Below are 23,858 nucleotides of genomic sequence, written 5' to 3'. Positions count from 1 at the left end.
TCATACGATCATCTCTCGGTGGCCTTCGGTACGGGAGTCCCCCAGCCGGTGTGCAGCCGGCGGCACGGCCAGGACCGGATCGTCCGGGCGCCGCCGCCAGTGGCGGGCGAGCAGCGCCTGGATCTCGTGGGGTTCGGGCATGTCGTCGGCGCACGCGAGGCGTCCGGCGACGAGGGCGCCGGCCGCGTTGGCGGTCTCGACGACCTCCCTCAGCGGGCGGCCGCGGCGCAGCCCGGCGGCCAGCGCGCCGCCGAACGCGTCACCGGCGCCCAGTCCGTTGACGACCTTGACCGCCAAGGGGGAGACCCGGACCTCCTCGCCGGCGGTACGGGCCAGGACGCCCGCCGGTCCCTGCTTGACGACGGCGAGCCGTACGCCCCGCTCCAGCAGCAGGTCGGCGGCCCGGTCGGGGTCCCGGGTACCGACGGCGACCTCGGTCTCGTCGCGGTTGCCGACGGCGACGGTGGCCAGTTCCAGACCCCGGGCGTACCAGGCGGGGGCCTCGGCCGGGTCGTCCCAGAAGGACGGGCGCCAGTCGAGGTCGAACACCACGTCGGCGTCGGGCGCGCGCTGGGCCGCCGCGAGCAGGGTGGTGGTCCGCGAGGGGTCGACGGCCAGCCCGCCGCCGGTGATCCAGACGATCGCCGCGGCACGGATGACGTCGAGGTCCAGGGCGTCCGGGGCGATGCACTGGTCGGGGGCGACGGGCCGCCGGTAGAAGACGAGCGGGAAGTCGTCCGGCGGGTGCATCTCGCAGAAGACCACGGGGGTCTGAGTGCCGGGGACGGTGACCACCTGGCGGTCGTCGACGCCGAACGCGCGCAGAGTCTGCCGTACGTACGGGCCGAAGGGGTCGTCTCCCACTCCGGTGACGACCGCGGTGCGCAGACCGTGCCGGGTGGCGGCCACGGCGACGTTGGTGGCCGTGCCGCCGAGCGATTTGGCGAAGGTCCGCACATCGGCCAGGGGTACGCCGGTCTGCTGCGGATAGAGGTCGACTCCCACGCGCCCCAGGGCCACCAGGTCGTACGACGGGGTCCGGCCCCCGCCCGCGGCGATGCCCGCGGCGCTCATCGGCCGACCGCCCACTGGCCGGCGCCCAGGCCGGCGAGGAACCGCAGCCCTGCGGTGACGTCGCGGACGGGTCCCTCGCCGGGCGCGGGCTCGGCGGCGAGGACGGCGTCCTGCTCCATCACGTACCGGCCGCCGTACCCGCTGCCCTCCAGCACCCCGACCAGTTCGGCGATCTGCGCATCGCCCTGGCCGAGCGGCCGGTACATGCCCGCTGCGACAGCGGAGGTGTAGCCGAGCCTGCCGGCGCGGACCTGCTCGGCCGTCGCGGCGTCGACGTCCTTGAGGTGGACGTGGGCGATCCGGTCGGCGGCCCGGCGGGCCAGCGCGAGCGGGTCCGTCCCGCCGACGAGGAGGTGCCCGGTGTCCAGGCAGAGCGGGACGTCGCTGCCGTCGAGCACGCGCAGGACCTCGTCCACCCGCTCGACCATCGTGCCCACATGGGGGTGGAGGGTGGGGGTGATGCCGTACTCGCGGGCTACGGCGGTGATGGAGTCGAGACGGGCGAGGAGGGTGCGCCAGCCCTCGGCGCCGAGCTTCGGGCGGCTGTCGTACCCGTCCAGGCCGGTGGCCGCGGCGAGTACGAGGGTGTCCGCGGAGCAGGCGGCGAAGGCGGTGAGGGCCGCGCGGACCGCCGGCAGCGGATCGAGGTCCGGATCGTGCAGCACGGCGGGGACGAAGCCGCCCACCGCGCGCATGCCGTGCGCGCCGAGTACGGCGAGGCGCTCGCCGGGGGCATCCGGAAGGAATCCGTCGGGCCCGAACTCGGTTGCGGTGAGGCCCAGTTCCCGCATCTCGCGCAGCACCCGGGCGGGTGACATCTGATGGCCCCAGCCGGGGACCTCGCACACGCCCCAGGAGATCGGGGCCGCGGCGATCCGGTCGGCCAGGGGCCGGGCGGTGTCCGTCGTGCTCATCGGGCATCCCCTTCGGCTTCGGCCTCGGCTTCGGCGCGGATGCCGTCGACGCGGACCGGGCTGCCGAGCCGCCGGGAGCGTTCGCAGGCCTCGGCGACGAGCAGTGCCTCGAGGGCGTCGTGCCCGCTGCACGGGCTGGGGCGCAGACCCCGCGCGACATCGAGGAACGCATCCAGCTCGGCGACGTAGGCGTCGTGGAAGCGGGCGAGGAAATCCGGCCAGGGGTCGGCGGGGGCCTTGGGGCCGGCGGGTTCGGCCGAGGTCAGCGGAGCCCGGGCGTCGAGGCCGGCGACCAGGGTGCCCCGGCTGCCGGAGACCTCCATGCGTACGTCGTACCCGGCGCCGTTGTAGCGCGTGGCGGTGCAGCTGACCAGGGTGCCGTCGTCGAGGGTCAGGAGCGCGGCCGCCGTGTCGACGTCACCGGCCTCGGAGAAGAACGGCTCACCGAGGTTGGAGCCGGTGGCGAAGACACTGACGACCTCGCGGCCGGTGACCCAGCGGACGATGTCGAAATCGTGGACGCAGCAGTCCCGGAAGAGCCCGCCGGAGGTGGGCACGTACGAGGCCGGGGGCGGGGCCGGGTCGGCGGTGACGGCCCGGATGGTGTGCACGAAGCCGAGGCCGCCGGTACGGACCGCCTCGCGGACCGCGCCGTACCCGGCGTCGAAGCGCCGCTGGAAGCCGAGCTGGAGGGCGGTGCCGCAGCGCTCGACCTCGCGCAGCGCCGCGAGCGTGCCCGGGACGTCGGTGGCGATCGGCTTCTCGCAGTAGGCGGGGAGCCCGGCCCGGGCGGCGCGGATGATCAGATCCGAATGGGCGTCCGTGGCGGTCGCGATGACCACGGCGTCGACGCCTGCCCGGAGCACGGCCTCGACCGTGTCGAGAGCGGCGACGGATGCCCGGGCGTCCGCGAGGCCGTCCGCCACGTCGTGCGCGCGGGCGGGATCGGTGTCGGCCACGAGGAGCTCGGTGACCGCGGGGTGGGTGGCCAGTGTTCTGGCGTGGAAGGAGCCGATACGGCCCGTTCCCAGAAGACCGACGCGCATGGTGTCGCCTTTCGATGGAGCGGAGATCAGGGGAGAGACGGAGCGGGCCCGTCGTCAGTCGGAGGACGCGGGGGCGGGCGCGCGGAGCTCGTGCTCCAGGGCCTCGAGTTCGGCTCCGCCGGCCATCTGGCGGGTCAGCTCGGCCAGCGAGATGTCGGCCTTCTCGAAACAGCCCAGACTGCGGCCCCGCTTGAGGAGCAGGAACCGGTCGCCGACCGGGTAGGCGTGGTGCGGGTTGTGCGTGATCAGGACCACGCCGAGACCCCGGTCCCGTGCCCCCGCCACGTAACGCAGCACCACACCGGCCTGCTTGACGCCGAGCGCGGCGGTCGGCTCGTCCAGAATGAGCACCCGGGCCCCGAAGTGGACCGCCCGGGCGATGGCGACGCACTGCCGCTCGCCGCCCGACAGCGTGCCGACCGGCTGCTCGACGTCGCGCAGGTCGATGCCCATCTCGCGCAGTGCCGTACGGGCCGTCTCCCGGCCGTACTTCCGGTCGAGGAGGCGCACCGGCCCGAAGCGGCGTACGGGCTCGGAGCCCAGGAAGAAGTTGCGCCACACGCTCATCAGCGGCACGACCGAGAGGTCCTGGAACACCGTGGCGATACCCCGGTCGAGTGCCGCGCGCGGTGAGGGGAAGTGCACCGGCTCGCCGTCGAGGAGCAGTTCGCCTCCGGTGTGCTGGTGCGCACCCGCCAGGATCTTGATCAGCGTGGACTTGCCGGCTCCGTTGTCGCCCAGTACGCAGGTGACCTGGCCGGGGTTGACGACCGCGCTCACGTCGCGCAGGGCGATGACGGAGCCGTACGACTTGCCGATGCCCTTGGCCTCCAGCAGCGGGCGTACCGCCCGGGATGCGTCCTTCATCGCCGTACCCTTTCCGCCCGACGCCGGAACGTGTTGTTCACCAGGACGGCGGAGAGCAGCATCACGCCGAGGAATGCCATGAACCAGTCGCTGTTCCACTGGGCGAAGACGATGCCCTGGCGGGCCATGCCGAAGATGAGCGCGCCGATCGCGGCGCCGACCGCCGAGCCGTACCCGCCGGTCATCAGGCAGCCGCCGATGACCGCCGCGATGATGTACTGGAACTCCAGCCCGACGCCCTGGTTGGCCTGCACGGTGGTGAACCGCAGGATGTTGATGGTGCCGACCAGCCAGGCGGCGGCCGCCGTGGTCATGAACAGCGTGATCTTCGTACGCTCCACGGGCACGCCCACCTGACGGGCGCTCAGTGCCGAGCCGCCCACCGCGAAGATCCAGTTTCCGCCTCGGGTACGCATCAGGACGAGCGAGGCGAGCACGGTCGCCACGACCCACCACACCAGCGAGATCTGGAACGATGTGCCCCCGATGTCGATGGTGGAGGCGAACACATAGCCTGCCGATTCGAATCCCGGCGCGCTGCGCATACCGCTGACCTGCACGGTTCCCGTCACCGCACGGGTCACGCCGAGGTTGAGGCCCTGGAGGGCGAGGAACGAGCCGAGGGTGACGATGAAGCTCGGAAGGCCGGTGCGCATCACCAGCCAGCCGTTCAGGGCTCCCACACCGAGGGCGAAGGCCAGCGAGACGAGGAGCGCGAGCCAGACGTTCCAGCCGAGCTCGACCGAGAGCAGCGCGGTCACCAGAGCCGTGGACGCCGTCATCACACCGGCCGAGAGGTCGAACTCGCCACCGATCATGAGCAGTGCGACGGCGACGGCGACGATGCCGAGCGTCGCCGAGTCGTCGAGCCAGGTCGCCGCGCCCAGCGGGCTGAGGAACTGACCGGTGACCGCGGAGAAGAAGGTGAAGACGAGCAACGCGCCGAGGAGCGCGCCGAGTTCGGGCCGCAGGAGCAGCCGGCCCAGCGGGCCGCGCCGGGCGAGCCGCTCGTCGGGGGCGGAACCGTGCTGCGGGGCGGCGGGGGTGGTCGTGGCGGGGGAGGTCGCCGTCATCGGGTGCCCCGGGCCGCGTACTTCGCAACCTGGTCGACGTTGGACGCATCGACGAAGGCGGGGCCGGTGAGAACGGGCAGGCCGCCGCCGACGGTGTTGCCGTTGTCGTGCTGGAGCTTCAGCATGACGACGGGCAGGTAGCCCTGCTCGTACTGCTGCTGGTCGACGGCGAAGGCGATGGTGCCGGCCTTGACGGCGCTGATCACGTCGGTGTTGAGGTCGAAGGTGGCGACCTGCGCCTTGGAGTTGAGGGCCTTGACCGCCTCGGTGGCCGTCGCGGCTATCTGGGCGTTGAGGGTCAGGACGCCGTCCACCGCAGGGTCGGCCTGAAGGGCGCCGCGGATCCGGGACAGTACGTCGGTCGGGTTGGCCGCGTCGACCTGGAGGTTGACCACATCGCCGCCGAAGCCCTTGCGGGCGCCGTCGCAGCGCTGGTTGAGGCCGATGTTGCCGGCCTCGTGGATCACGCAGAGGACCTTGTGCCGCCCGCTCTGCTTGAGCTTGGCGCCCGCGCCCTCACCGGCGACCGATTCCTCCTGCCCCACGTGCCCGATGGCGCCGAACTCCCGGCTCTTGGCGGATCCCGAGTTGATGGTGATCACCGGGATCCCGGCCGCGACGGCGGCCTTGACCGAGCTCTGGAGGGCGTCGGGGTTGGCCATCGAGACGACCAGGCCGCCGACGTGCTGGGCGACCGCATTGTCGATGAGTTTGGCCTGGCCGGACGGATCCGGGTCGGAGTTGTAGTCCACCTGCACGCCGAGCTGCTTGCCCGCATCGGTGGAACCGTTCTTCACCACGTTCCAGAAGGCGTCGCCCGGACCGCCGTGGCTGATCACCGCGATGTGCAGGGATCCGTTTCCGGGAGCCGGCTTGGCACCGGACGCGTCGGCGGCCGGACTCTTCGCGGAGCCGCCGTCGGCGGCAGGGCCGCTGCAGGCGGCGGCGAAGGCGAGGACGACGGCGACCGCGGCGGTGGGCAGCAGGCGGGGCAGGGTGCGTCTGCGGGACGCGGAGGGGCGGCGTGCGGGTACGGAGTGGTTCACGTTCATGGGGTGCGACCTCCGATGAGGGGCTGCGGGGCCGGAGGCGAGGTGTCGGCCCTGAAGGGGAGTACGTGCGCCGGTCGCTGGGGCACCCCGGGTGGCGGGTGGGTGTGCCGCAGCGATGTGGCATCACCTTCGTCCCGCGCAAGTCAGTATGTCAAGACATACGGACTTGGTTGATGGGCGTGTGAGATCGAACCGTGACGGGTCCGGGCGTACGCCTCAGCGCGCCATGAGGGTGATTTCGAAGGAGTAGAGCGAGGCACGGTAGAGGTGGTCGCCGTACTCCACGGGGCGGCCGTCGCTGTCGTACGCCGTGCGCCGCATGGCCAGCAGCGGGGCGCCCCGGACCTCGGAGAGCAGCCGGGCCTCGGCGGTGGACGCCCGCCGGGCGGTGATCGACTGGTCGGCGAGGCTCAGCCGGGTACCGGCCGCGCGCAGCAGCTCGTACAGGCCCCGGTCCGCAAGATCCTCCACCGTGAACCGGCACAGCTCGACGGGGACGTGGTTGCGGAGCAGGGCGAGCGGCTCGTCGTCCGCGTAGCGCAGCCGCTCGAGCGCGACGACCTCACTGCCCGGCGGCAGGCGCAGCGCGGCCGCCACCTCGTCCGGGGCCGCAACGCGCTCCATCGACAGGACCTCGGTGCGCGGATGCCGGTCGGCGCGGAGCAGGTCGTCGTGGAGGCTGGTCAGTTCGACCTGGCGGCGGACCCTGCTGTGCACGACCTGAGTGCCGACGCCGCGCTTGCGGACCAGCAGCCCCTTGTCGACGAGATGCTGGATGGCCTGCCGCATGGTGGGACGGGACAGGCCCAGGTCACCGGCCAGGGCGACCTCGTTCTCCAGCCGGGATCCCGCGGGCAGCTCGCCACCGGCGATCAGCTCCTCCAGCCGCACGGCCACCTGGAAGTACAGGGGAACCGGGCTGGTGCGGTCGATGCTGATCAGCGAGGCGAGCGAAGACATCGTGGGCTCCAGCGGCCGGTGGGCGAGAGTGACATTATCCCTCGCGCCGCCTCGTTGATCAGCATGATGTCCTGACGTCCTGATGCCCGGACGCCTTGACCGGTGGAACCCCGATGGACTCCTGGGGCCTCAGGGCGTGAGGAACGCGGCGAACGCGGCCGCCACCGCTTCGGGATCTTCCAGCTGCGGGTAGTGCCCGACGGCCGGCGGCCCGGCGAGCTCGACGACATGGGCCTGCGGCATCCGTGCCCGGATCCGGGGGAGTACGTGGGCCCCGCTGATCGGGTCGGCGGGTCCCCACACGAACAGGGTGGGTCCGGGGAAGCCCTCCAGGGCCGAGGTCCAGCGCGCGGCATGCCGACGGCGCTCGTCGATGTAGCGCAGCAGCCGCGGGGCGAGGCGGTGGCCGCCGGCCCGGGACGCGGCCGCCCACAGGTCGTGCAGGTCCTCGTCGTGGACCGGTCGTCCGAGCACGGCGCGCAGGGACGCGGCGAACCGCCGTTCCGTGCCGAGGGGCGCCAGCAGTGGACCCAGCGGACCGTGCAGCAGGCGCTGGATCGGCACGGGGCGGTGCAGATCGGGGTAGAGGCCACCGTTGAGCCAGGCCATGCGGGTGATCCGGGCCGGGTCGCGGGCCAGCAGCTCCTGGCCGACGCTCACCCCGTAGTCGTGTGCGACCAGGGCGGTACTGCCGATCCCGTACCGCCGCCAGACCTCCTCGACCAGTGAGGCCTGGTCGAGCACCGAGTAGCGGTGGCGCCGGGGCTTGTCGCTCTCCCCGAAGCCGAGCAGGTCCAGCGTGGTGACCCGGAGTCCGGCCGCGACGAGCGCCGGGACGACGGCGGCCCAGTCGTGGGAGGAGGTCGGGAAACCGTGGACGAGGGTGACGGGCGCGCCGTGCGCAGGCCCGTCCTGGCGTACGAAGACCGCGCGGCCGTCGATCCGTACGGTGCTGCCGCCCTCGGTCCAGCGGCGCAGCGGCGGCAGAACGCGTGGGCTGGTCATGTGGCCGCTCGTGTCGTCGGTCGTGCCGTCGGCCGTGCCGTCGCTCACGCCGTCGGTCATGCGCGGGCCTCCTCGTCGTGCAGGTGGCCCAGGCCGTGCAGCAGCGCCCGCAGGCCGAACGCGAACTCGGCCTCGGCGTCGAGCGAGTTGAGCAGTTCGGCGTGGCGGTGGACCACCGGGTGGGTGCGCGGGGAGAGGGAGGCGAACAGTCCGGCCATCGCGGCACGCTGATCGGCGGTACGGGCCGCGCCGCCGGAGTCGAGCACCGCGGCGCCGATCACGAAGTGGGTGACCGTCAGGTAGACATGGACGGCCGACCGCGGGGCCCACCCGTGTGCAAGGAGCTGTCCGAGCGCGTGCTCACGGGCCCGCAGGGCATTGGGGCCGAGCAGTTGACCGGCGGTCAGCAACGGGACGACCGCCGGGTGTGCCGCGAGCACCCGGCGGAACTCCCGGGCCCCGCCTTCCAGCCCGGCCCGCCAGTTCCCGTCGAGGGAGGGCAGCCGGATCTCCCCGAGCATGTGGTCGACCGTCTCGATCAGCAGCTCCTCGCGGCTCGCGACGTGCCGGTAGAGGGAGGTGTGGCGGACCTGGAGGTGATCGCCGAGCCGGCGCATCGTGAGCGCCTCCAGGCCCTCGCGGTCGGCCAGTTCGAGCGCGCCCGCGGTGATCCGGTCGAGCGTCAGTCCGCCCTGGCGGGGCCTGCGCCGGTCGCGCTCGGCGTACCGGTCCTGCCACCAGGCAGGGGAGCCGGGCTCCGCCGGGGCGGGTTCGGCATCGGCTTCGGGCTGGAGCGTCATGGGTGGTGGCGCCTATTCGAAGAGGTCGGGTTCCGTGCGGGCGATCTCGTCCCAGAGCGGCTGGAAGGAGAACCAGCCCGCGAGCGGGAATCCGGTCTGGTCCCGGGTGTGCCGGGCGGCCTCGGGGTCGATCAGGTGCGGGGTGCCCGCGGCTTGCGCGAGCAGCTGCGCCTGGGCGCTGCGCTCCATGGAGATGAACCACCAGGCCGCCTCGTCGACCGATTCGCCGACCGTGAAGATGCCGTGGTTCTGGTGGATGACGGCCTTGTGCTGCCCCAGCCCCGCGGCGAGCTGCCGGCCGGCCTCCTCCTCGACCACCACGGCGCCGGCGCCGTCCCTGTGGACGGTGTGCTGCTCGTACACGGCGCACGCGTCCTGGGTGATCGGGTCCAGCAGGCGCCCCAGGCTGGAGAACGCCTTCCCGTGGACGGCGTGGGCGTGACAGGCGGCGACGACGTCGGGGCGGGCGGCGTGGATGGCCGAATGGATCACGAATCCGGCCCGGTTGACCGGGCGCCTGCCGTGGCGGACCTGTCCCTCGTGGTCGACGAGGATCAGGTCGCTGACGCGGACGTGCCGGAAGGACATGCCGAACGGGTTGACCCAGAACATGTCCGGGTACTCCGGGTCCCGCACGGTGATGTGTCCCGCGACGCCTTCGGAGAAGCCGAGGCGGCCGAAGATGCGGCAGGCTCCGGCGAGCCGCTGCTTGCGGTGCTCGCGCTCCTGTGCGAGGTCGGTGAACACGGGCGGCAGGGGCAGTTCGAGGTTCTCCTGCCGCGGCACGAACGCACTCCCGCGCAGCCCGGCGCCTGCCGCCGCGCCTGTCCCCGTATCCGTCTCCGTGCCCGTCCCGTGCTGCCCTCGGGTGCCTGCCGTCCGGTCCACGCCCGCCTCCCTCTGTTATGCGTCCACTGGACGCACATAATGGGTCCAGTGGACGCATGACGCAAGACCCCCGACGGTCGCGGCACTCGGCGGGCCGCAGGCCGTCGTCGGCTTCATCGCGGGCGCCGCCCTCTCCCTCGCCGACGGCCTCATCTGGGCCGAGCCGGGGGCGTCGATGCCAGGCTCGGGCGGCAGCTACGTCTACCTGCGCCAGGCGTTCCAGTACCGTACGGGGCGGCTCACCCCGTCGGGCGACAGGGCCCGCCGCTCGAGGTGGTTCAGTTCACCGCGCCGTCGACGCGCTCGTAGGTCGCGGTCGCGGAATTGTGGGTGGAGGCCGGTACCGGCCTCCAGGCAGAGGCCGGAGCCGCTCCTCCCGCTACGGTCGCGGCGACCATCGCGACGGTGACAGACGGGGCAGGTATGCGCATGTTCCGTCTCCACGTGGCCAGTTGAGGAGACCTCACCGCCGCCGCCGCGCCGAAGGGCTGTCCCGTAATCCCCGGCGGGCGCACGCACTGACCCATCAGGGATTACGGGACAGCCCTGAGGAATTCAAGAAGTTCCTCACTCAGAACGCTAGCGGGCCGTGCCGAAGTCCTGCGTCCAGAAGAAGTTCGGCTGCGCGAGGCCGACGCCGATCTCCTTGAAGGCACAGTTGAGGATGTTCTCCCGGTGCCCGGGGCTGTTCATCCAGCCGGTCATGACCTGCTCGGGCGTGTTGTAGCCGTAGGCGACGTTCTCGCCGTAGGTCGTCCAGGTGTATCCCGCACGGGTGATGCGCTGGCCCGGGTCCGAACCGTCGGAGCCGGTGTGCGACATGTTGGCGTGCGCGGCCATGTCCTCGCTGTGCTTCAGCGCGGCATCCGTCAGCTTCGCATTGACGGTCAGCGCGGAGCACCCGACCTTGGCGCGCTCCTTGTTCACGAGGGCCACCACCTGGGCGGCCGGGCCGGAGGGCGCAGCGGTCGGGGTGGTCGGCTTCTGCGGAGTCACGGAAGCCGTCGGCCGGGCCGGGGCCGGCTGCACGGGCTTCGGCGCCGCGGGGGCCGTCGACGGCTCGGTGGGCTCCGTCGGCTGCGGAGCCTGCTCGGTCTGCTCGACCGGCACGGCCGGTGCCGTCTCGACCGGGGCGTCCGCCGGACCCGCCTGGGTCTGGATCGACTCGCTGGGGGACGGGGCAGTGTGGGAGGGGCGCATGCCGTGGTGCCGGCCGGCGGCCCTCGCAGAGCCCGCCTCCTGGGTGTCCAGGCACGCCATGGCGGCGGTGGGTATGCCCACGATGCCGAGCGTGACGGCGGCGATGGTTATTTTCTTGTAGTGCGTCCGCTTTTTACGGTGCTTTTGCATGCGTGACCTCACTTGGTTTCTGCGATGCGTCCTGCGCCTGAGCTGCTGGAGCGCCGGGGCCGGGCCGCCATTCTTAGAAGCCCTGGAAGGGGCTGGCAAGTCTCGCCGCCGGGCCGCGCGGCACCTCCGTACAGCGGGCTTGAAATGGGCGGAAACTCGTGCTGCCCGTCCGGTCGGCCGACGGCGCGAGACGAGGGCCGACCATCAGACGCGGCTGTGACGTGGCGAGTTGCCGCAGAATGCCCCGCTCCCCAAAATGCCCATTTCGATGAAGAGGGGAATGTCGATCCCAGTGGGACAAATATCGATATGTCGGGGAAGCGCGAGCGGACGTAATGCTTCCGTGATCCCGCGATCCATGGTGATGCATATCACTGTTTCGCGCGGGAACCAGGTGCCGGCGACAGGCGTCCGTCGGTTCCTGTGACGGCCCGGCGGACTGCTCGCGGCGTCGCGCGACACCGGTCACTGCGCCGGTCACCCCGTCGGCCCCCGCGCAGCGGGGGTGCTCCGGATCTCCGGGCCCACCTCAACTCGCCCTGAAATCAGCGCTGTTGTGACAGCTCGATCGCAGGTGAACAGCTGCTGTCAGGACCCTTGCCGCGTCGTCGGGGTTCGCGAATGATGCTCGCTGAGCGACGCCGGCCACACCGCCGGGATCCGACCGCCCCCCCGAATCGACCGGCCTGGAGGCCTGCTTTGCGGACGAGCCAGCACATCCGGAGATCATCCTTAGTCGTCGGCGCCGCCCTCGCGCTGGTCGTCGCCGCCGCCCAGACGGCCTTCGCGGCTCCGCCTCCGGCGCTCCCCGCCAACGCCGAGGCCATCGAGATGACCTTCCAGCCCGCGTACGACTACGACACCGACGGCTGCTATCCGACGCCCGCCATAGGCCCGACCGGCGTCCTGAACGGCGGTCTCAAGCCCAGCGGCGCCCTCGACGGCAGCTGCCGTGACGCCTCGGACCTCGCCAACACCAACGGCTACTCCCGCGCCACCTGCAACAACGGCTGGTGCGCCGTGGTGTACGCGCTGTACTTCGAGAAGGACCAAGCCGTCCCCGGAATCGGCCTCGGCGGCCACCGCCACGACTGGGAACACGTCGTGGTGTGGATCCAGGGCAACGAGGCGAAGTACGTCGCCACCTCCGCCCACGGCGACTTCGAGATCCACGCGCGCGACCAGATCCGCTGGGACGGTACCCATCCCAAGATCGTCTACCACAAGGACGGCATCGGCACGCACTGCTTCCGCGCGGCGAACACGAACGACGAACCGCCGGAGAACCACCGCCGCACCTGGCAGTTCCCCGCGCTCGTCGGCTGGTCGGGCTACCCGGCCACGCTCCGGGAGAAGCTCAGCCAGGCCGACTTCGGCAGTGCCCACTTCGGCCTGAAGGACGGTGCCTTCTCCTCCCACCTCGCGGAGGCCAAGCCGGCGGGCATCCCCTTCGACCCGTACCAGTAGGCGGCGCACACACCCCGGGGCCCGTCCGCATGCGGTGCCCCGGAGAGCCGCCCCGAGCTCGTCGACGCGGCGAACGGCGTCACGCGTACCACCAGGACCACCTGCGACGCCGTCTCCCGATATCGCCGCCGAGGCGGTCGCCGCACTGCGGCGCCTCTCGAACTCGACGGCTGCGATCGTGCCCGGCGTTGCTGCCGCGTGAGTCGCAAGCCTCCGCGACGGAGCGGTCACGCCTCCCTGCGGCGCCGCCGGACGGCGAAGACGATCGCGGCGATGACGAGCAGAACGATGAGCACGGTGCCGATAAGAGCGACGGTGCCCAACTTCTTGAAGAAGCCCTTCTTCTTGCTCTTCTTGTTCTTGTCCTTCTTCTTGTCGCCCTTCTTGTCGCCGTCGACGAGGTTGGCGGAGCCGACTGCCGAGTGCCTGAGCTGCGCAGATGCTGCCTGGGCCGGTGCACCCTGGGACGGAAGCTGCGCCATGGCAGCGGCGACCGCGACCGGACGAACCGTCACCGGCGCAGCCTGAGCCTCCGCCTGCGGACTCAGCAGCAGCCCGGCCAGCGCGAATGCGGGTATGGCACGGACGATCCTGCGACTGATCACTTGCTTCATCCCCTTGGTCCGTTGTTGTGTCCACGATCATCGCAGGCCGGTCGGCCGCCTCTTACAGGGCCCTTATACCCGGCCTGCGCCGGCCGGATACCGAAGGGTGTCACCGCGTACGGTCACAGCACCAGCCGCCGGCGCCGGCGGATTCGAACTCCCGTCGATAGTGTCGGTGGCCGGATGCAAGGGCTGGGGATTATGAGGTGGGCATGAAGATCAATCGTCCGGGGCGGCCGGAGGACCTTCCGGAAGCGAGCGTGTTGTGGGCGCGCTGGGCCGCGTTTGCCGTGGCGACCTGGAATGCCGATGAGGAGAAGGAGCGTTTCCGGAGCGGGTATTGGCTCGGCGACAGCGACAGCTACTTGCACTACGACGACGGCGCTTGCAGCCGGTGGGTGTTCATCCGGGCCGAAGGCGGCCGCGCTGTTCTCTTCGGGCAGGACGATTCCAGCAAGGTTGCGCGGTACGAGCCGCCGATCGATCTCCTCGCCGGGGCGCCCGGGTGGGTGCACCGGGAACTCCCGCACGACCGTCTGGAGCAAGGCAGGATCGAGTGCGTCTACTGGTTCGAGGACGGTTCCTGGCACCGCGCGCCGTACCCCGACGACCTTCACGATGATGGGCTCGACTGCGGGATCGGCCACCTGACTTCGCGTGACCACGCCGTCGGCGAGATCTGCGCACTTTTCGAGTTCGACAACGACTGCGAAGGCGCCGTGGAGGCCTGCGAGCAGTTCTTCGAGCACGCGGAGCGGGGCACGGTCACCGGCAAGGTCGTGCGCTCCTTCGCCGATGAGATCTTCCGGATCCAGACGGAGTACGAACTGCTCTGGCCCGAGGCCCCGATCGCCCGGTCGGAGACGGACCTTGCCGCGATGACCGCCCTGGTGCGCTGGAGGTGACGCCGCGGCCGATGTCCCCGGCGTGGACCTGAACGCCGTACACGCCCACGGCTGCGCCGTCACGGTGGCCCTGGCGACCGGTGGTTCCGGCTCGGGGAGGCAGTGAGCAGCGCTGCATCCATATTCTGGGCTGACAGCGGGGACACTCCCGCGGGTCCGTTGGCGACGTCTTCGCAGGAGGCGCCGCCCGACTGGCTTCACCGGCGTCCGAACGTGCTCCGCGTCCTCGATCTCTTCCTGATCACCTGCCCGCGGCATCGCCGACGCCACAGGGCATGGCCCGGCGCCGTTAGCTGCCATGCGCTCGGCATGACAGTGCCCCCGGCATCCGGTGCCGGGGGCCGCCGGCCGATGCCCGGGACGGAGCCGGCCGGAATCGAACCGGCGTCCTCGCGGTTTTGGAGACCGCGCGCGACGACCTCTGCGCTACGGCCCCGCCCGGGCCACATCGTACGAGGTCCGCCGGCCACCTGAGGACCGGTCAGCCGCGCCAGATCTTCTCGTACGCCTCCTGGTAGCCCTGGGGGTTCCAGGAGGTGGCCCCGCTGTTGTTCGCCGCCGTGGCGATGTGGACGGGAGCCACGTAGCCGCTGGCGGGCTGCTGGGCGAATGCCCGGTTGAACTCGTCGACGATCTGCCAGCCTTGCTGCGAGAGCGGCTCCGGGACGGTCGCGGACTGGAACTGCTTGTTGTTGATGCGCCGGAACGCGGAGGGGTCGCCGTCGCCGGCGCCGATGTTGAAGGGCGGCCCGGCGCCGGGCCTGCCGGCGGCGCGGAAGGCCGGGGCGGCATCGTCGAAGTACAGGTCGTTGATGGCGACGGAGTACGTCCAGTCCTTCGGGAAGCGGGACAGGAGCGAGGAGACCTCCTGGGGGGTGCGCCGGCTCGCGTCCGGGATCGGGATGTTCGCGTGCGCCAGGAGCTTCACGCCGGGGCAGGCGGCGAGCCGCCGCTCGATCAGCCGGGACTTCGTACCGGCGAACGGGATCGAGTCGTCGGTGAAGACGACGACCCCGGCGTCGCCGTCGGACTGGGCGATGACCCAGTCCGCGCCGGCCTTCGCCACCTCCTCCACCTTCGTGGTGATGTTGGTGAAGAGCCTGGGGCTCGTGCTCGGGCCGGGGGAGCTGACCGCGTGCCAGCCGATGAGCGGGATCCCCGCCTCCTCGGCCCGCGTCACCTGCTGTGAGGTCAGGCGGGGATCGAAGCCGCCGATGACGATGCCCGAGGGCTTGAGGGTGACGGCCTGGCTGAGCGCCGCCTGGATGCCGGCCGGGGTGCCCTCCCCGTCGATGACCCGGACGTCCCAGCCGATGGCCTGCGCCGCCTCCTTGACGCCCTTCGCGACTCCGGCGACGCCCGGGTTGGTCATGGTCTGCGCGACGTAGACGATGGTCTTGCCGGGGGCCGCCTTGGGCCCGGTGGTGGGGCCGTTCCACGAGGTGTCCTTGCTCTCGGCCCGCTGAACGGCCGCCTTCGCCTCCTGGAGGACGGCCGGGCAGCCAGCGGCCGAGGAAGGGCCGGTGGGGTTCGACGAGCCGCTCTGGCAGCCGGCGACGGCGCCGGCGGCGGCTGCCAGCAGGACGGCGGCCGCGAGGGCGTTCTTGCGGTTCGGGTACACGGTGCTCCTGACGCTGGTGTGCGCTGCGAGGTGTTCTCCGGGAGGTTCAGGGGGCGTCCCCGCCGTCGTCGCCCGCCGCCGCGGCCGGCTGTTTCGCGGGTGGCGCGCCGGTGGCCTTGGCGCCGGCGCGCAGCCGCCGGCGGGCCGCGTAGCCGGCCAGCCCGACCGCGATGAGCAGAGTGCCGCCGTTGAACAGCGGGGTGGCCCAGAAATCGGCGCCGAGCTGGCCGATCCCGGCGAGGCCGACGGCGAGTACGGTGACGGCCACCAGCGTGCCCAGGGCGTTGGCCCGACCCGGCTTGATCGTGGTGGAGCCGAGCAGGACGCCGACGAACGCGGGCAGCAGGTAGTCCAGGCCGACACTGGGGTTGCCGATCTGCTGCTGCGCGGCGAGCAGCACACCGGCGAAGCCGACGACCGTGCCCGATCCGGCGAAGGCGTAGACGCAGTACCGGTGCGTGGGGATGCCGATGATCTCGGCGGCGCGGGGATTGGAGCCGATGACGTACAGGTACCGGCCGAACGGCAGCCGCTCCAGCATCAGCCAGAGGACGGCGACGAGGCCGAGTACGTAGAAGGCGGGTAGCGGCAGGCCGAGGAACCGGGAGTCGTAGAGGCCGGTGAAGGCCGCCGGAAGGCCGTCGGGGCCGGGGACGATCCGGCTCCCCTCGGTGATCCAGCCGGTGACGGCGTACATCATGCTGCCGGTGCCGAGCGTGGCGATGAAGGAGTCGATACGGGCGAACTCGACGACGACACCGTTCACGGCGCCGGCCAGGGTCCCCCCGAGGACCACCGTGAGGCAGGCGAGCGGCCAGGGCCAGCCCGCGTCGACGATGAGGTACAGCACCAGGACGTGCGCCAGGCCCAGGGCGTAACCGATGGACAGGTCGAACTTGCCGCTCGCGATGGGGATCGTCGCGCCGAGCGCCATGACGGCCGGAATCGACTGGTTGGAGAGGATCGAGGAGACGTTGTCCCGTGTGGGGAACGTGTCGGGGAGGACGAGAGAGAAGAGCAGGAAGAGCAGGACGGTGAGGGCCAGGAGGCCGTACGTGCCGATGAAGTGCCCGTGCAGACGACCCGGCAGGGATCGGCGCGAGGCCGAGGAGGGTGCGGGGCTCACCGGCTCCCCGCGCTTCCGGTGATCGCGGGCAGGGCCGAGGCGGTGCGGGTGAGTTCGGTGACGCTCAGCGTCTCACCCGCCAGCTCGGCCACCACGCTCCCGCGCCCGAACACGAGCGCGCGGTGGCACACGTCGGCGACCTCCTCGAAATCGGTGGAGATGAGCAGGACCGCCAGGCCGGCGGCCAGCGCCTCGTCGAGGAGCCGGTGGATCGCGGCCTTGGCGCCGACGTCCACGCCGGCCGTCGGCTCCTCGAGGATCAGCAGACGCAGCTTCCCGCGGAGCGGGCGGCCGACCATGACCTTCTGCTGGTTGCCGCCGGACAGGGTGGCGATCGGCACCTCGCTGTCGCGAGGGCGTACGTGGAACCGCTCGATCAGGGCGGCGGCCTCGGCGCGCTCGCGCCGCGGGGCGACCCAGCGCCAGGCCGGCACCCCGGCTGCGCGGGGATTGGCCAGGAAGTTCTCCCGTACCGTCAGTTCCGCGGCGCAGCCCTCCTCCTGCCGGTTGGCGGCCACGAAACCGACGCCGGAACCGAGGGCGGCGGTGACCGTGCGCGGGTGGTACGGACGGCCGTCGAGCAGTGCCCGGCCGCCGAGGAGCGGCAGTGCGCCGGCGAGGGCGCGGCCCAGGTGCATGTGGCCGGCCCCGGTCAGCCCGACCATGGCGAGGATCTCGCCTTCGCGCAGCTCCAGGCTGACCGGGGCGGTGCGTTCTGTCGTCACGCCGTCGAGGCGCAGTACGGGCGGGCGGACGGGCACGGAGCGGGAAGCAGGGGCGGAACGGAACCCGGGGGCGGCTGCGGGGGGCGGGCCGCCGGCCGGTTCGGGGCCCACGATGTCGCGTACCAGACGGGCGGGGCTGTACGGGGCGAGGGGGCCGTGGCTGACGAGCCGTCCGTCGCGCAGGACGGCGAAGGTGTCGGCGACCTCGTACACCTCGTCGAGGCGGTGGCTGACGTAGAGGATGCCGTGCCCCCGGTCGCGCAGGGCGTGCAGTACGTCGAAGAGGCGGGCGCAGTCCGCGGCGGGGAGGGTGGCGGTCGGCTCGTCCAGGACGAACAGCTCCGCCTGTCTGGCCAGGGCGCGGGCGATCGCGACCAGTGAGCGTTCGGCGGGGGCCAGATCGGCGATGCGGGCGTCGGCGTCCAGGTGTCCGCCGACGATCCGCAGTGCCTCGGCGCAGTTCCTCCGGGTCTCGCGCCAGGAGATCAGGCCGCGGCGGCGGGGGTATCCGGTCCCGAGGGCGATGTTCTCGGCGACGGTCATCCACTCGACCAGACCGAGGTCCTGGTGGATGAAGGACATGGTGCGGCGTGCCGCGTCGGAGCCGAGCGGGTGCCCGGCGACGGTCACCTCGCCCGCGTCGGCGCGGTGGACCCCGGCGAGCACCTTGATGAGGGTGGACTTCCCGGCACCGTTGGGGCCGAGGAGGGCGAGGACGCTGCCGCCGTGGACGTCGAGGCCGACGCCGTCGAGGGCGACGGTGCCGCCGAACCGTTTGCCGAGACCGCGTATGCGGACGAGGGGCGCTCCGCCGGAGCGCGAGGGCGGGCTCGTCGAGGTGACGGGAGTGTCATGCACGGACTTCTCCGGGGCCGCCTGGGGAGGTGCTTCCTGAAGCGATGAGGACATCGCTGACGGACATCGCTGAGGGACATCGGTGATGCTACTGGTGACTATCGCCATATGGGCGATATGCCGCTGTCTGTGCCTCCGATGGTCGAGTGCCGAGAGGATCGAGGGGTGACGGTCAGGCCGCGTCCAGGGCGCATTCGGCCCAGATGACCTTGCCGTGGGTGGTGTAGCGGGTGCCCCAGGCGTGGGCGAGCTGTGCGACGAGGAACAGGCCGCGTCCGCCCTCCTCCGTCGTGGCCGCCCGCCGCAGGTGCGGGGCGGTGCTGCTGCCGTCGGCGACCTCGCAGATCAGGTTGCGGTCGCGGACCAGCCGTACGTGGATGGGCTCGGTGCCGTAGCGGACCGCGTTGGTGACCAGCTCGCTGAGCATCAGCTCGGCGGCGAACGCGAGCTCCTCCAGCCCCCAGTCGGCCAGCTGGCGGGTGGCGGCGGCACGGATGCCGGAGACGAGGGCCGGGTCCGCGGGCACCTCCCACGTGGCGATCCGGTCGGCGGGCACGGTCCGGGTGCGGGCGACGAGCAGCGCGATGTCGTCCGCGGGGTGGTCGGGCGCCATCGCGTCGATGACCGCCTGGCAGGTGTCCTCCGGGGTGCGGTCCGGGTGGGACAGGACACGGCTCAGCTGCTCGAGGGCGACATCGATGTCGCGATGGCGGTCCTCGACGAGCCCGTCGGTGTAGAGGACCAGCGTGCTCCCCTCGGGGAGCTGGATCTCGGCCGTTTCGAAGGGCAGACCGCCCAGGCCCAGCGGCGGTCCGGCCGGAAGGTCGGGGAACGTCACGACGCCGCCGGGGTGGACCAGGGCGGGCGGGGGGTGGCCGGCGCGGGCCATGGTGCACTGCCGCGTCGTGGGGTCGTAGACGGCGTAGAGGCAGGTGGCGCCGACGATGCCGGTACTGCCGGAGTCGTTCTCGCCGCCCTCCTCCCGGTCCAGCCGCACCAGGAGGTTGTCCAGGTGGGTGAGGAGCTCGTCCGGGGCGAGTTCCAGTTCGGCGAAGTTGCGGGCGGCGGTACGCAGCCGGCCCATGGTGGCGGCGGCGTGCAGGCCGTGGCCCACGACGTCTCCGACGAGCATGGCGACCCGGGTGCCGGAGAGCGGGATGACGTCGAACCAGTCGCCGCCCACCCCGGATTCGGCGGGCAGGTAGCGGTGCGCGACCTCGACGGCGCCCTGGTCGGGAACGCCGTGCGGGAGCAGGCTCTGCTGCAGGGCCAGGGCCAGGGTGTGTTCGTGGGTGTAGCGGCGGGCGTTGTCGATGCAGAGCGCGGCGCGGGCGGCGAGCTCCTGGGCCAGCCAGCTGTCGTCGTCCCCGAAGGGGGCGGGGTCCTCCGAGCGGTAGAAGCTGGCGACCCCCAGCAGGACGCCGCGGGCCAGCAGGGGGACGGAGACCAGGGAGTGCACGTTGTGGGCGAAGATCTGCCGAGCGTGCTCGGGCTCCTGGTCGATCCAGCCGACGGCAAGCCTCAGATCGGCCTCCAGTACCGCCTGCCCGCTGTCCAGACACCGCATGTGGGGAGTGCCGGCGCGCAGCTCCACCCGCTGCCCGACCGGGTAGAACGGGCAGTCCTCGCGAATGCCGTGGACCACCGTGCGGTGCAGCTCGGCCCGGGGATCGGCGGACTCCTCGCCGCGCAGCACGGCCTCGGGCACGTCGATGGTGACGTAGTCGGCCAGGCGCGGAACCGCCATCTCGGCGAGCTCCCAGGCGGTGCGGGTCACGTCCAGCGTGGTGCCGATACGGGTGCTGGCCTCGGCCAGCAGCTCCAGGCGGCGGCGTGCCGCGACGGCGTACTTCCCCACTTCCGGCTCGCCGACCAGCACCAGTCCTCTGACCTTGCCGCGGGTGTGGCCTGCGGCGGCCGGAGCGGCGGGAGGGGCGAGAGGGCCGGGCGGCGGACCGGAGGGCGGTGCGGTGCGGGGCAGGAGGGAGAGGTGGTGCACCGGCGCCGCATCGCCGCTGAGCACGGCCTCGACGACGACGCCCTGCACCCCCGAGCGGCTCACGAGTGGGCTGCTCATGAGCGTGACACCCCGCCCGTGGGGCAGGGCCACCTCCACGGCGGCCCGCTGGGTCGAGGAGATGAGCTCGGTGGCCTTCTCCTTGAGGATCATCTGATCGCTCCGGTCCAGCCCGCTGTCGCCGAGCTCGTCCAGTCCGATCAGATGTCCGTTCCCGGCGGCCGAGCCGGTCCGGGTGAGGTGGCTGGCGTCGAGGTACGTCCGCAGCAGGGCGCGCTCGCGCTCCGAGTGCTGCTCCATCAGCCGCCGCTCGATGGTCTCGGCCGCCCGGCGGACCAGCGCGGGCAGTGCCGGGTCCTCGTAGCCGTGCGGGTACCCGAAGCACAGGACGCCGACGACGTGTCCGCTCAGCTGGTCGCGGATCGGGGTGGCGGAGCAGGCGTTCGACTGGGAGCGCTCGGCGAAGTGCTCGGCCCCGTAGACCTGGACGAGCCGCCGCTCGGCGAGCGCGAGACCGATGCCGTTGGTCCCCGCGAAGCGCTCGGCGAAGACGAAGCCGGGGACGCTCTGGATGGGCGGGAGGTCATGGGCGAGGGTGGGCTCCCCGAAGCGGCGCTGCAGCACCGTTCCGTTCCCGTCGGCGAGGGAGACGTTCATCTGGCTGCCCGTGAAACGGGATGCCAGTTGGTCGAGCACGGGTGTGGCCGCACGGACCAGCCGGCTGTCCGGATCGAAATCGTCCCTGTAGGGGAGTTCGGTCTGGTCCGGTGACAGTCCCAGGGACTGGCAGCGCAGCCAGGAGTTCAGGATCGGGCTGCGTACCCCGCTCGCGACCGGCTCGCCCAGCAGGAACCGCTCACGGGAGCGTGCGGGGCCGATCTCGTCTCCCGTGACCCCCATACGCATCACTTCTCCTTACCGGGCCCTCGGCCTCGGTCGTACCGGAGCACTTGCCCCGAGTAAGCGTCTTTCGAGTATATTCCTCCCGGTTTATTCGGATCATTCGGATCATTCGAATCAGAGGATCCCGACCGGATCGACGGGCGAGCCCGTCCCGCCCGGCACGTTCAGCGGGGCCACGACGATCATGAACTCGTACCGCCCCGCCTCGGCGCAGGCGGCGGAGAGTGCCTCGAGGTCCAGGTTGTCCAGCAGCGGCACCCCCATGGCCGCCACGGCGAGGGCATGGACGGGGGAGTGGACGCCCTCGACCGGCGAGGGGCGCAGGTCGCTGTCCCCGTCGCCGCCGAGCAGGGCGACGGCGCGCTCGGCCAGCAGGGGCACGGCGTCCACGTGGAAGCCCGCGCTCGCGGCGTCCGAGTCCCAGGGGCCGGTCTCCCGGCGGCGCCGGAAGCGGCCGGAGCGCAGCAGCACCGCGCAGCCGTCGTCGATCGTCACTCCCAGTGCCCGCTCCGCGGCGGCGACGTCCCGCGCGTGGACCGCATGCCCGGGCTCCAGCCAGTCGAGGCCGAGCACGGCCGGCAGATCGAGGAGTACCCCCTTGGTGACGAGGGGGCCGAGCGCCGCCACCGAGCCGAAGCGCGCACCTGCGGCGCCGACGGCCTCGCCTGCCGGCCGCCCGTCGTAGAGCCGCCCCTCGTATGCGACGTGCGACAGGGCGTCCAGGTGGCTCACGGCCTTGCCGTGGTAGTCGACGCCGATGAAGTCCTTGTACGTGGCGGGTTCCCCGGGCTCCACGTCACCGAGGTCGGACATGTAGTGCAAGGCCGGCTTGCCGTTGTCCGGTCCGGTCCGGGTGTCCCAGGGCAGACCCAGCGGGACCGCCGTACCGGAGCGGATCAGGGCGGCGGCCCGCCGTACGTGGTCCGGCGTGACGCGGTTCCAGGCGCCGCGGTCGGCCGGGGCCCAGCGGCCCCACGTGCGGACCGCGGCGAAGATCGCGTCGAACTCCTGACGGGAGACCGCGGGCTCCCTTCCGGCAGGGTTCGGCGGGGGTGTCCGCGGCGTCGGGTCGTTCGCGGGGCTGCTGCTCATCCGAACTCAGCGCTCCAAGGCTCGCAGGGGCCTCGCCCTGGGGCGGGACCGGGGGACGAGCGCCCCGACGCCCGCACCGCATCACATGCCCGGCGGTCCCGGTCCCTACGCCTGAGAGGCCCCGCGCGGGGGACAGGTGGCGGCAAGCAGCTTCGACGGGGCACGCTGGTTCCATGCGGATGCCCTTCCCCTCACCTCCTCGACCGGGAGAGGGCGGCCGTCACCAGGTTCTTTTCGTACTCGCGGAGTGTGTGCCCTTCGTGATCGCGCTCTCGGTGCTGATCATCGAATTCACGCCCGCTCACGTGCTGTACACCGGCCCCCTGCTGGTCGCGACGCCGGCGCTGGCCGCGGTGGCGATGGGGCCCAAGGGCACCCTTGCGGCGGTGGCCCTGGCCGTGGCCGTGAGCGTGACCACGGCGACCTACAACGGGGCGTGGGGCACTCAGCAGGTCTACACGAACTTCCTGGCCCTGTTCCTGGTGTCGGTGGCGAGCGTCGCGACGAGCAGCACCGTCCGCAGGCGGCGGGAGGACGAACTCGACCAGGTCCGCCGGATCGCCGTGGCGGCGCAGGAGGCGGTGCTGCGGCCCGTCCCGGCCCGGCTGGGCCCCGTACGCGTGGCCGGCATGTACCTCGCGGCCGAGACGGGAGCGCAGATCGGAGGCGATCTGTACGAGGCCGTGCAGACGAAGTACGGGGTCCGCGTGATCGTCGGTGACGTCCGGGGCAAGGGGCTGCCGGCCGTACGTGCGGCCGCGGCCGTGCTCGGCGCGTTCCGCGAGGCCGTGCACTACGAGGACGAACTGGTGGGGGTCATCAACCGCTGCGAGGCGGCACTGCTGCGCGATGCCGCCGTGCCCGGCGTGATCGACGCGGAACTACTCGGGGAGGGTTTCGTCACCGCGCTGGTGGCCCAGGTGCCGGACGGGCCCGTCGTCGAGGTCGTCAACCGCGGTCATCCGCCTCCGCTGCTCCTGCGTGACGGAACGGCCGGCGCCCTGATGCCCGCCTGCCCGCTGCCGCCGCTCGGACTGGTGGAGTTCATCACCGGTCCCCCCGGCCGGGCTGACCGCTATTCCTTCGCGCCCGGAGACCGTCTGCTCCTGTACACCGACGGCGTCATCGAAGCCCGCAACAGCGGCAACGACTTCTTCGCCCTGCCCGAGGCGATGGAGGCGGTGGACGCGATGCCGGACAGCGGTCCGCAGGAGTTCCTGGACCAACTGCACCGGAGACTGCTCCGCCACACCCGGGATCGCCTGGCGGACGACGCGGCGATGTTCCTCGTCGATCGGTGACGATCCGTCAGGCCGGGCCCGGAGGGCAGATGTTCGACCGGGCTCGAACCACGCCGAAGCGGGCCGTAAACGCCCCGCCGCAAGATCACCGCATCGAGGTAATAGCAGTGGCTTCTTGAACTGATCTGCTGCTTCGACGGTTAGTGTGCTCCCGGAACCGGCTGGAATGCCCGGATTTCCGCCCCCTTTTTCTTCTTTCACCGGTGACGTGT

20 protein-coding genes, 1 tRNA gene and 1 pseudogene are annotated in these 23,858 nt (G+C 71.9%); 4 read left to right on the top strand and 18 right to left on the bottom strand.

Annotation, left to right across the window (positions count from 1 at the left end):
- The 10 genes from iolC to OHT74_RS03715 all read right to left on the bottom strand — a co-directional run bounded on the left by iolC (window position 1) and on the right by OHT74_RS03715 (window position 9,577).
- On the bottom strand, window positions 1-1,074 hold the full coding sequence (iolC, locus tag OHT74_RS03760; RefSeq protein ID WP_328619305.1) for a 5-dehydro-2-deoxygluconokinase: 1,074 nt from the start codon (window positions 1,072-1,074) through the stop codon (window positions 1-3).
- The gene (locus tag OHT74_RS03755) at window positions 1,071-1,988 is read right to left on the bottom strand and encodes a TIM barrel protein (protein WP_328619304.1); all 918 of its coding nucleotides are present in this window, start codon (window positions 1,986-1,988) and stop codon (window positions 1,071-1,073) included. The genes iolC and OHT74_RS03755 overlap by 4 nt, the downstream gene beginning before the upstream one ends.
- Entirely contained in the window at window positions 1,985-3,034 is a 1,050-nt protein-coding gene (locus OHT74_RS03750; RefSeq protein ID WP_328619303.1) for a Gfo/Idh/MocA family protein, read from the bottom strand. The genes OHT74_RS03755 and OHT74_RS03750 overlap by 4 nt, the downstream gene beginning before the upstream one ends.
- A gap of 54 nt (window positions 3,035-3,088) precedes the next feature.
- The gene (locus OHT74_RS03745; protein ID WP_328619302.1) at window positions 3,089-3,901 is read right to left on the bottom strand and encodes an ATP-binding cassette domain-containing protein; all 813 of its coding nucleotides are present in this window, start codon (window positions 3,899-3,901) and stop codon (window positions 3,089-3,091) included.
- The gene (locus tag OHT74_RS03740) at window positions 3,898-4,974 is read right to left on the bottom strand and encodes an ABC transporter permease (protein ID WP_266660576.1); all 1,077 of its coding nucleotides are present in this window, start codon (window positions 4,972-4,974) and stop codon (window positions 3,898-3,900) included. Before OHT74_RS03740 ends, OHT74_RS03745 begins: the two co-directional genes overlap by 4 nt.
- Window positions 4,971-6,026 carry a sugar ABC transporter substrate-binding protein gene (locus tag OHT74_RS03735; protein ID WP_328619301.1) on the bottom strand — a complete coding sequence of 352 codons (1,056 nt, stop codon included), beginning with the start codon at window positions 6,024-6,026 and terminating at the stop codon, window positions 4,971-4,973. Before OHT74_RS03735 ends, OHT74_RS03740 begins: the two co-directional genes overlap by 4 nt.
- A 216-nt stretch (window positions 6,027-6,242) precedes the next feature.
- A complete protein-coding gene (locus OHT74_RS03730) occupies window positions 6,243-6,986 on the bottom strand; it encodes a GntR family transcriptional regulator (protein WP_266660573.1) in 744 nt (247 codons plus the stop codon).
- A 129-nt stretch (window positions 6,987-7,115) separates the two neighbouring features.
- Window positions 7,116-8,051, bottom strand: a complete 936-nt coding sequence (locus OHT74_RS03725; RefSeq protein WP_328619300.1) for an alpha/beta fold hydrolase — start codon at window positions 8,049-8,051, stop codon at window positions 7,116-7,118.
- On the bottom strand, window positions 8,048-8,791 hold the full coding sequence (locus OHT74_RS03720) for a TetR/AcrR family transcriptional regulator (RefSeq protein ID WP_328619299.1): 744 nt from the start codon (window positions 8,789-8,791) through the stop codon (window positions 8,048-8,050). Before OHT74_RS03720 ends, OHT74_RS03725 begins: the two co-directional genes overlap by 4 nt.
- 12 nt (window positions 8,792-8,803) lie before the next feature.
- Window positions 8,804-9,577 carry a class II aldolase/adducin family protein gene (locus tag OHT74_RS03715; RefSeq protein ID WP_266672460.1) on the bottom strand — a complete coding sequence of 258 codons (774 nt, stop codon included), beginning with the start codon at window positions 9,575-9,577 and terminating at the stop codon, window positions 8,804-8,806.
- Between the two features lie 169 nt (window positions 9,578-9,746).
- Here OHT74_RS03715 and OHT74_RS03710 point away from each other — a divergent pair.
- Window positions 9,747-9,926, top strand: a pseudogene (locus OHT74_RS03710) (amino acid permease); the annotation flags it as partial.
- 332 nt (window positions 9,927-10,258) lie between these two features.
- On the opposite strand, the gene OHT74_RS03705 reads toward OHT74_RS03710, so the two are convergent.
- Window positions 10,259-11,029, bottom strand: coding sequence for a CAP domain-containing protein (locus OHT74_RS03705; RefSeq protein ID WP_328619298.1), 771 nt, complete (start codon window positions 11,027-11,029; stop codon window positions 10,259-10,261).
- Between the two features lie 699 nt (window positions 11,030-11,728).
- On the opposite strand from OHT74_RS03705, the gene OHT74_RS03700 reads away from it, so the two are divergent.
- Window positions 11,729-12,496, top strand: coding sequence for an NPP1 family protein (locus tag OHT74_RS03700; RefSeq protein WP_266660569.1), 768 nt, complete (start codon window positions 11,729-11,731; stop codon window positions 12,494-12,496).
- A 227-nt stretch (window positions 12,497-12,723) separates the two neighbouring features.
- On the opposite strand, the gene OHT74_RS03695 is transcribed toward OHT74_RS03700, so the two are convergent.
- The gene (locus tag OHT74_RS03695; RefSeq protein WP_328619297.1) at window positions 12,724-13,101 is read right to left on the bottom strand and encodes a hypothetical protein; all 378 of its coding nucleotides are present in this window, start codon (window positions 13,099-13,101) and stop codon (window positions 12,724-12,726) included.
- A 212-nt stretch (window positions 13,102-13,313) separates the two neighbouring features.
- Here OHT74_RS03695 and OHT74_RS03690 point away from each other — a divergent pair, with 212 nt between their 5' ends.
- Window positions 13,314-14,006 (top strand): hypothetical protein, encoded by a 693-nt coding sequence (locus tag OHT74_RS03690; RefSeq protein WP_266660567.1) that lies wholly within the window; start codon window positions 13,314-13,316, stop codon window positions 14,004-14,006.
- Window positions 14,007-14,367: 361 nt separating this feature from the next.
- Here the strand turns inward: OHT74_RS03690 and OHT74_RS03685 are convergent.
- The 6 genes from OHT74_RS03685 to OHT74_RS03660 form a co-directional block, all read right to left on the bottom strand.
- Window positions 14,368-14,442: transfer RNA gene (locus tag OHT74_RS03685), tRNA-Trp, on the bottom strand.
- A gap of 45 nt (window positions 14,443-14,487) precedes the next feature.
- The gene (locus OHT74_RS03680; protein ID WP_443047266.1) at window positions 14,488-15,627 is read right to left on the bottom strand and encodes a substrate-binding domain-containing protein; all 1,140 of its coding nucleotides are present in this window, start codon (window positions 15,625-15,627) and stop codon (window positions 14,488-14,490) included.
- Window positions 15,628-15,673: 46 nt separating this feature from the next.
- Complete coding sequence (locus OHT74_RS03675) at window positions 15,674-16,753, bottom strand: ABC transporter permease (RefSeq protein WP_328619296.1); 1,080 nt, start codon at window positions 16,751-16,753, stop codon at window positions 15,674-15,676.
- On the bottom strand, window positions 16,750-18,336 hold the full coding sequence (locus OHT74_RS03670; RefSeq protein ID WP_328619295.1) for a sugar ABC transporter ATP-binding protein: 1,587 nt from the start codon (window positions 18,334-18,336) through the stop codon (window positions 16,750-16,752). Before OHT74_RS03670 ends, OHT74_RS03675 begins: the two co-directional genes overlap by 4 nt.
- A 169-nt stretch (window positions 18,337-18,505) precedes the next feature.
- Window positions 18,506-21,250: a SpoIIE family protein phosphatase gene (locus tag OHT74_RS03665; RefSeq protein ID WP_328619294.1), complete on the bottom strand. Its 2,745-nt coding sequence runs from the start codon at window positions 21,248-21,250 to the stop codon at window positions 18,506-18,508.
- A 117-nt stretch (window positions 21,251-21,367) separates the two neighbouring features.
- Window positions 21,368-22,345, bottom strand: coding sequence for a cyclase family protein (locus tag OHT74_RS03660; protein WP_328619293.1), 978 nt, complete (start codon window positions 22,343-22,345; stop codon window positions 21,368-21,370).
- 251 nt (window positions 22,346-22,596) lie between these two features.
- On the opposite strand from OHT74_RS03660, the gene OHT74_RS03655 reads away from it, so the two are divergent.
- Window positions 22,597-23,646, top strand: a complete 1,050-nt coding sequence (locus OHT74_RS03655) for a PP2C family protein-serine/threonine phosphatase (RefSeq protein ID WP_266660562.1) — start codon at window positions 22,597-22,599, stop codon at window positions 23,644-23,646.
- Window positions 23,647-23,858 lie beyond the last annotated feature (212 nt).

The organism is Streptomyces sp. NBC_00354, from assembly GCF_036106915.1.
Taxonomy (GTDB): Bacteria; Actinomycetota; Actinomycetes; order Streptomycetales; family Streptomycetaceae; genus Streptomyces.
This window is presented reverse-complemented; position numbering and strand designations above follow the sequence as displayed.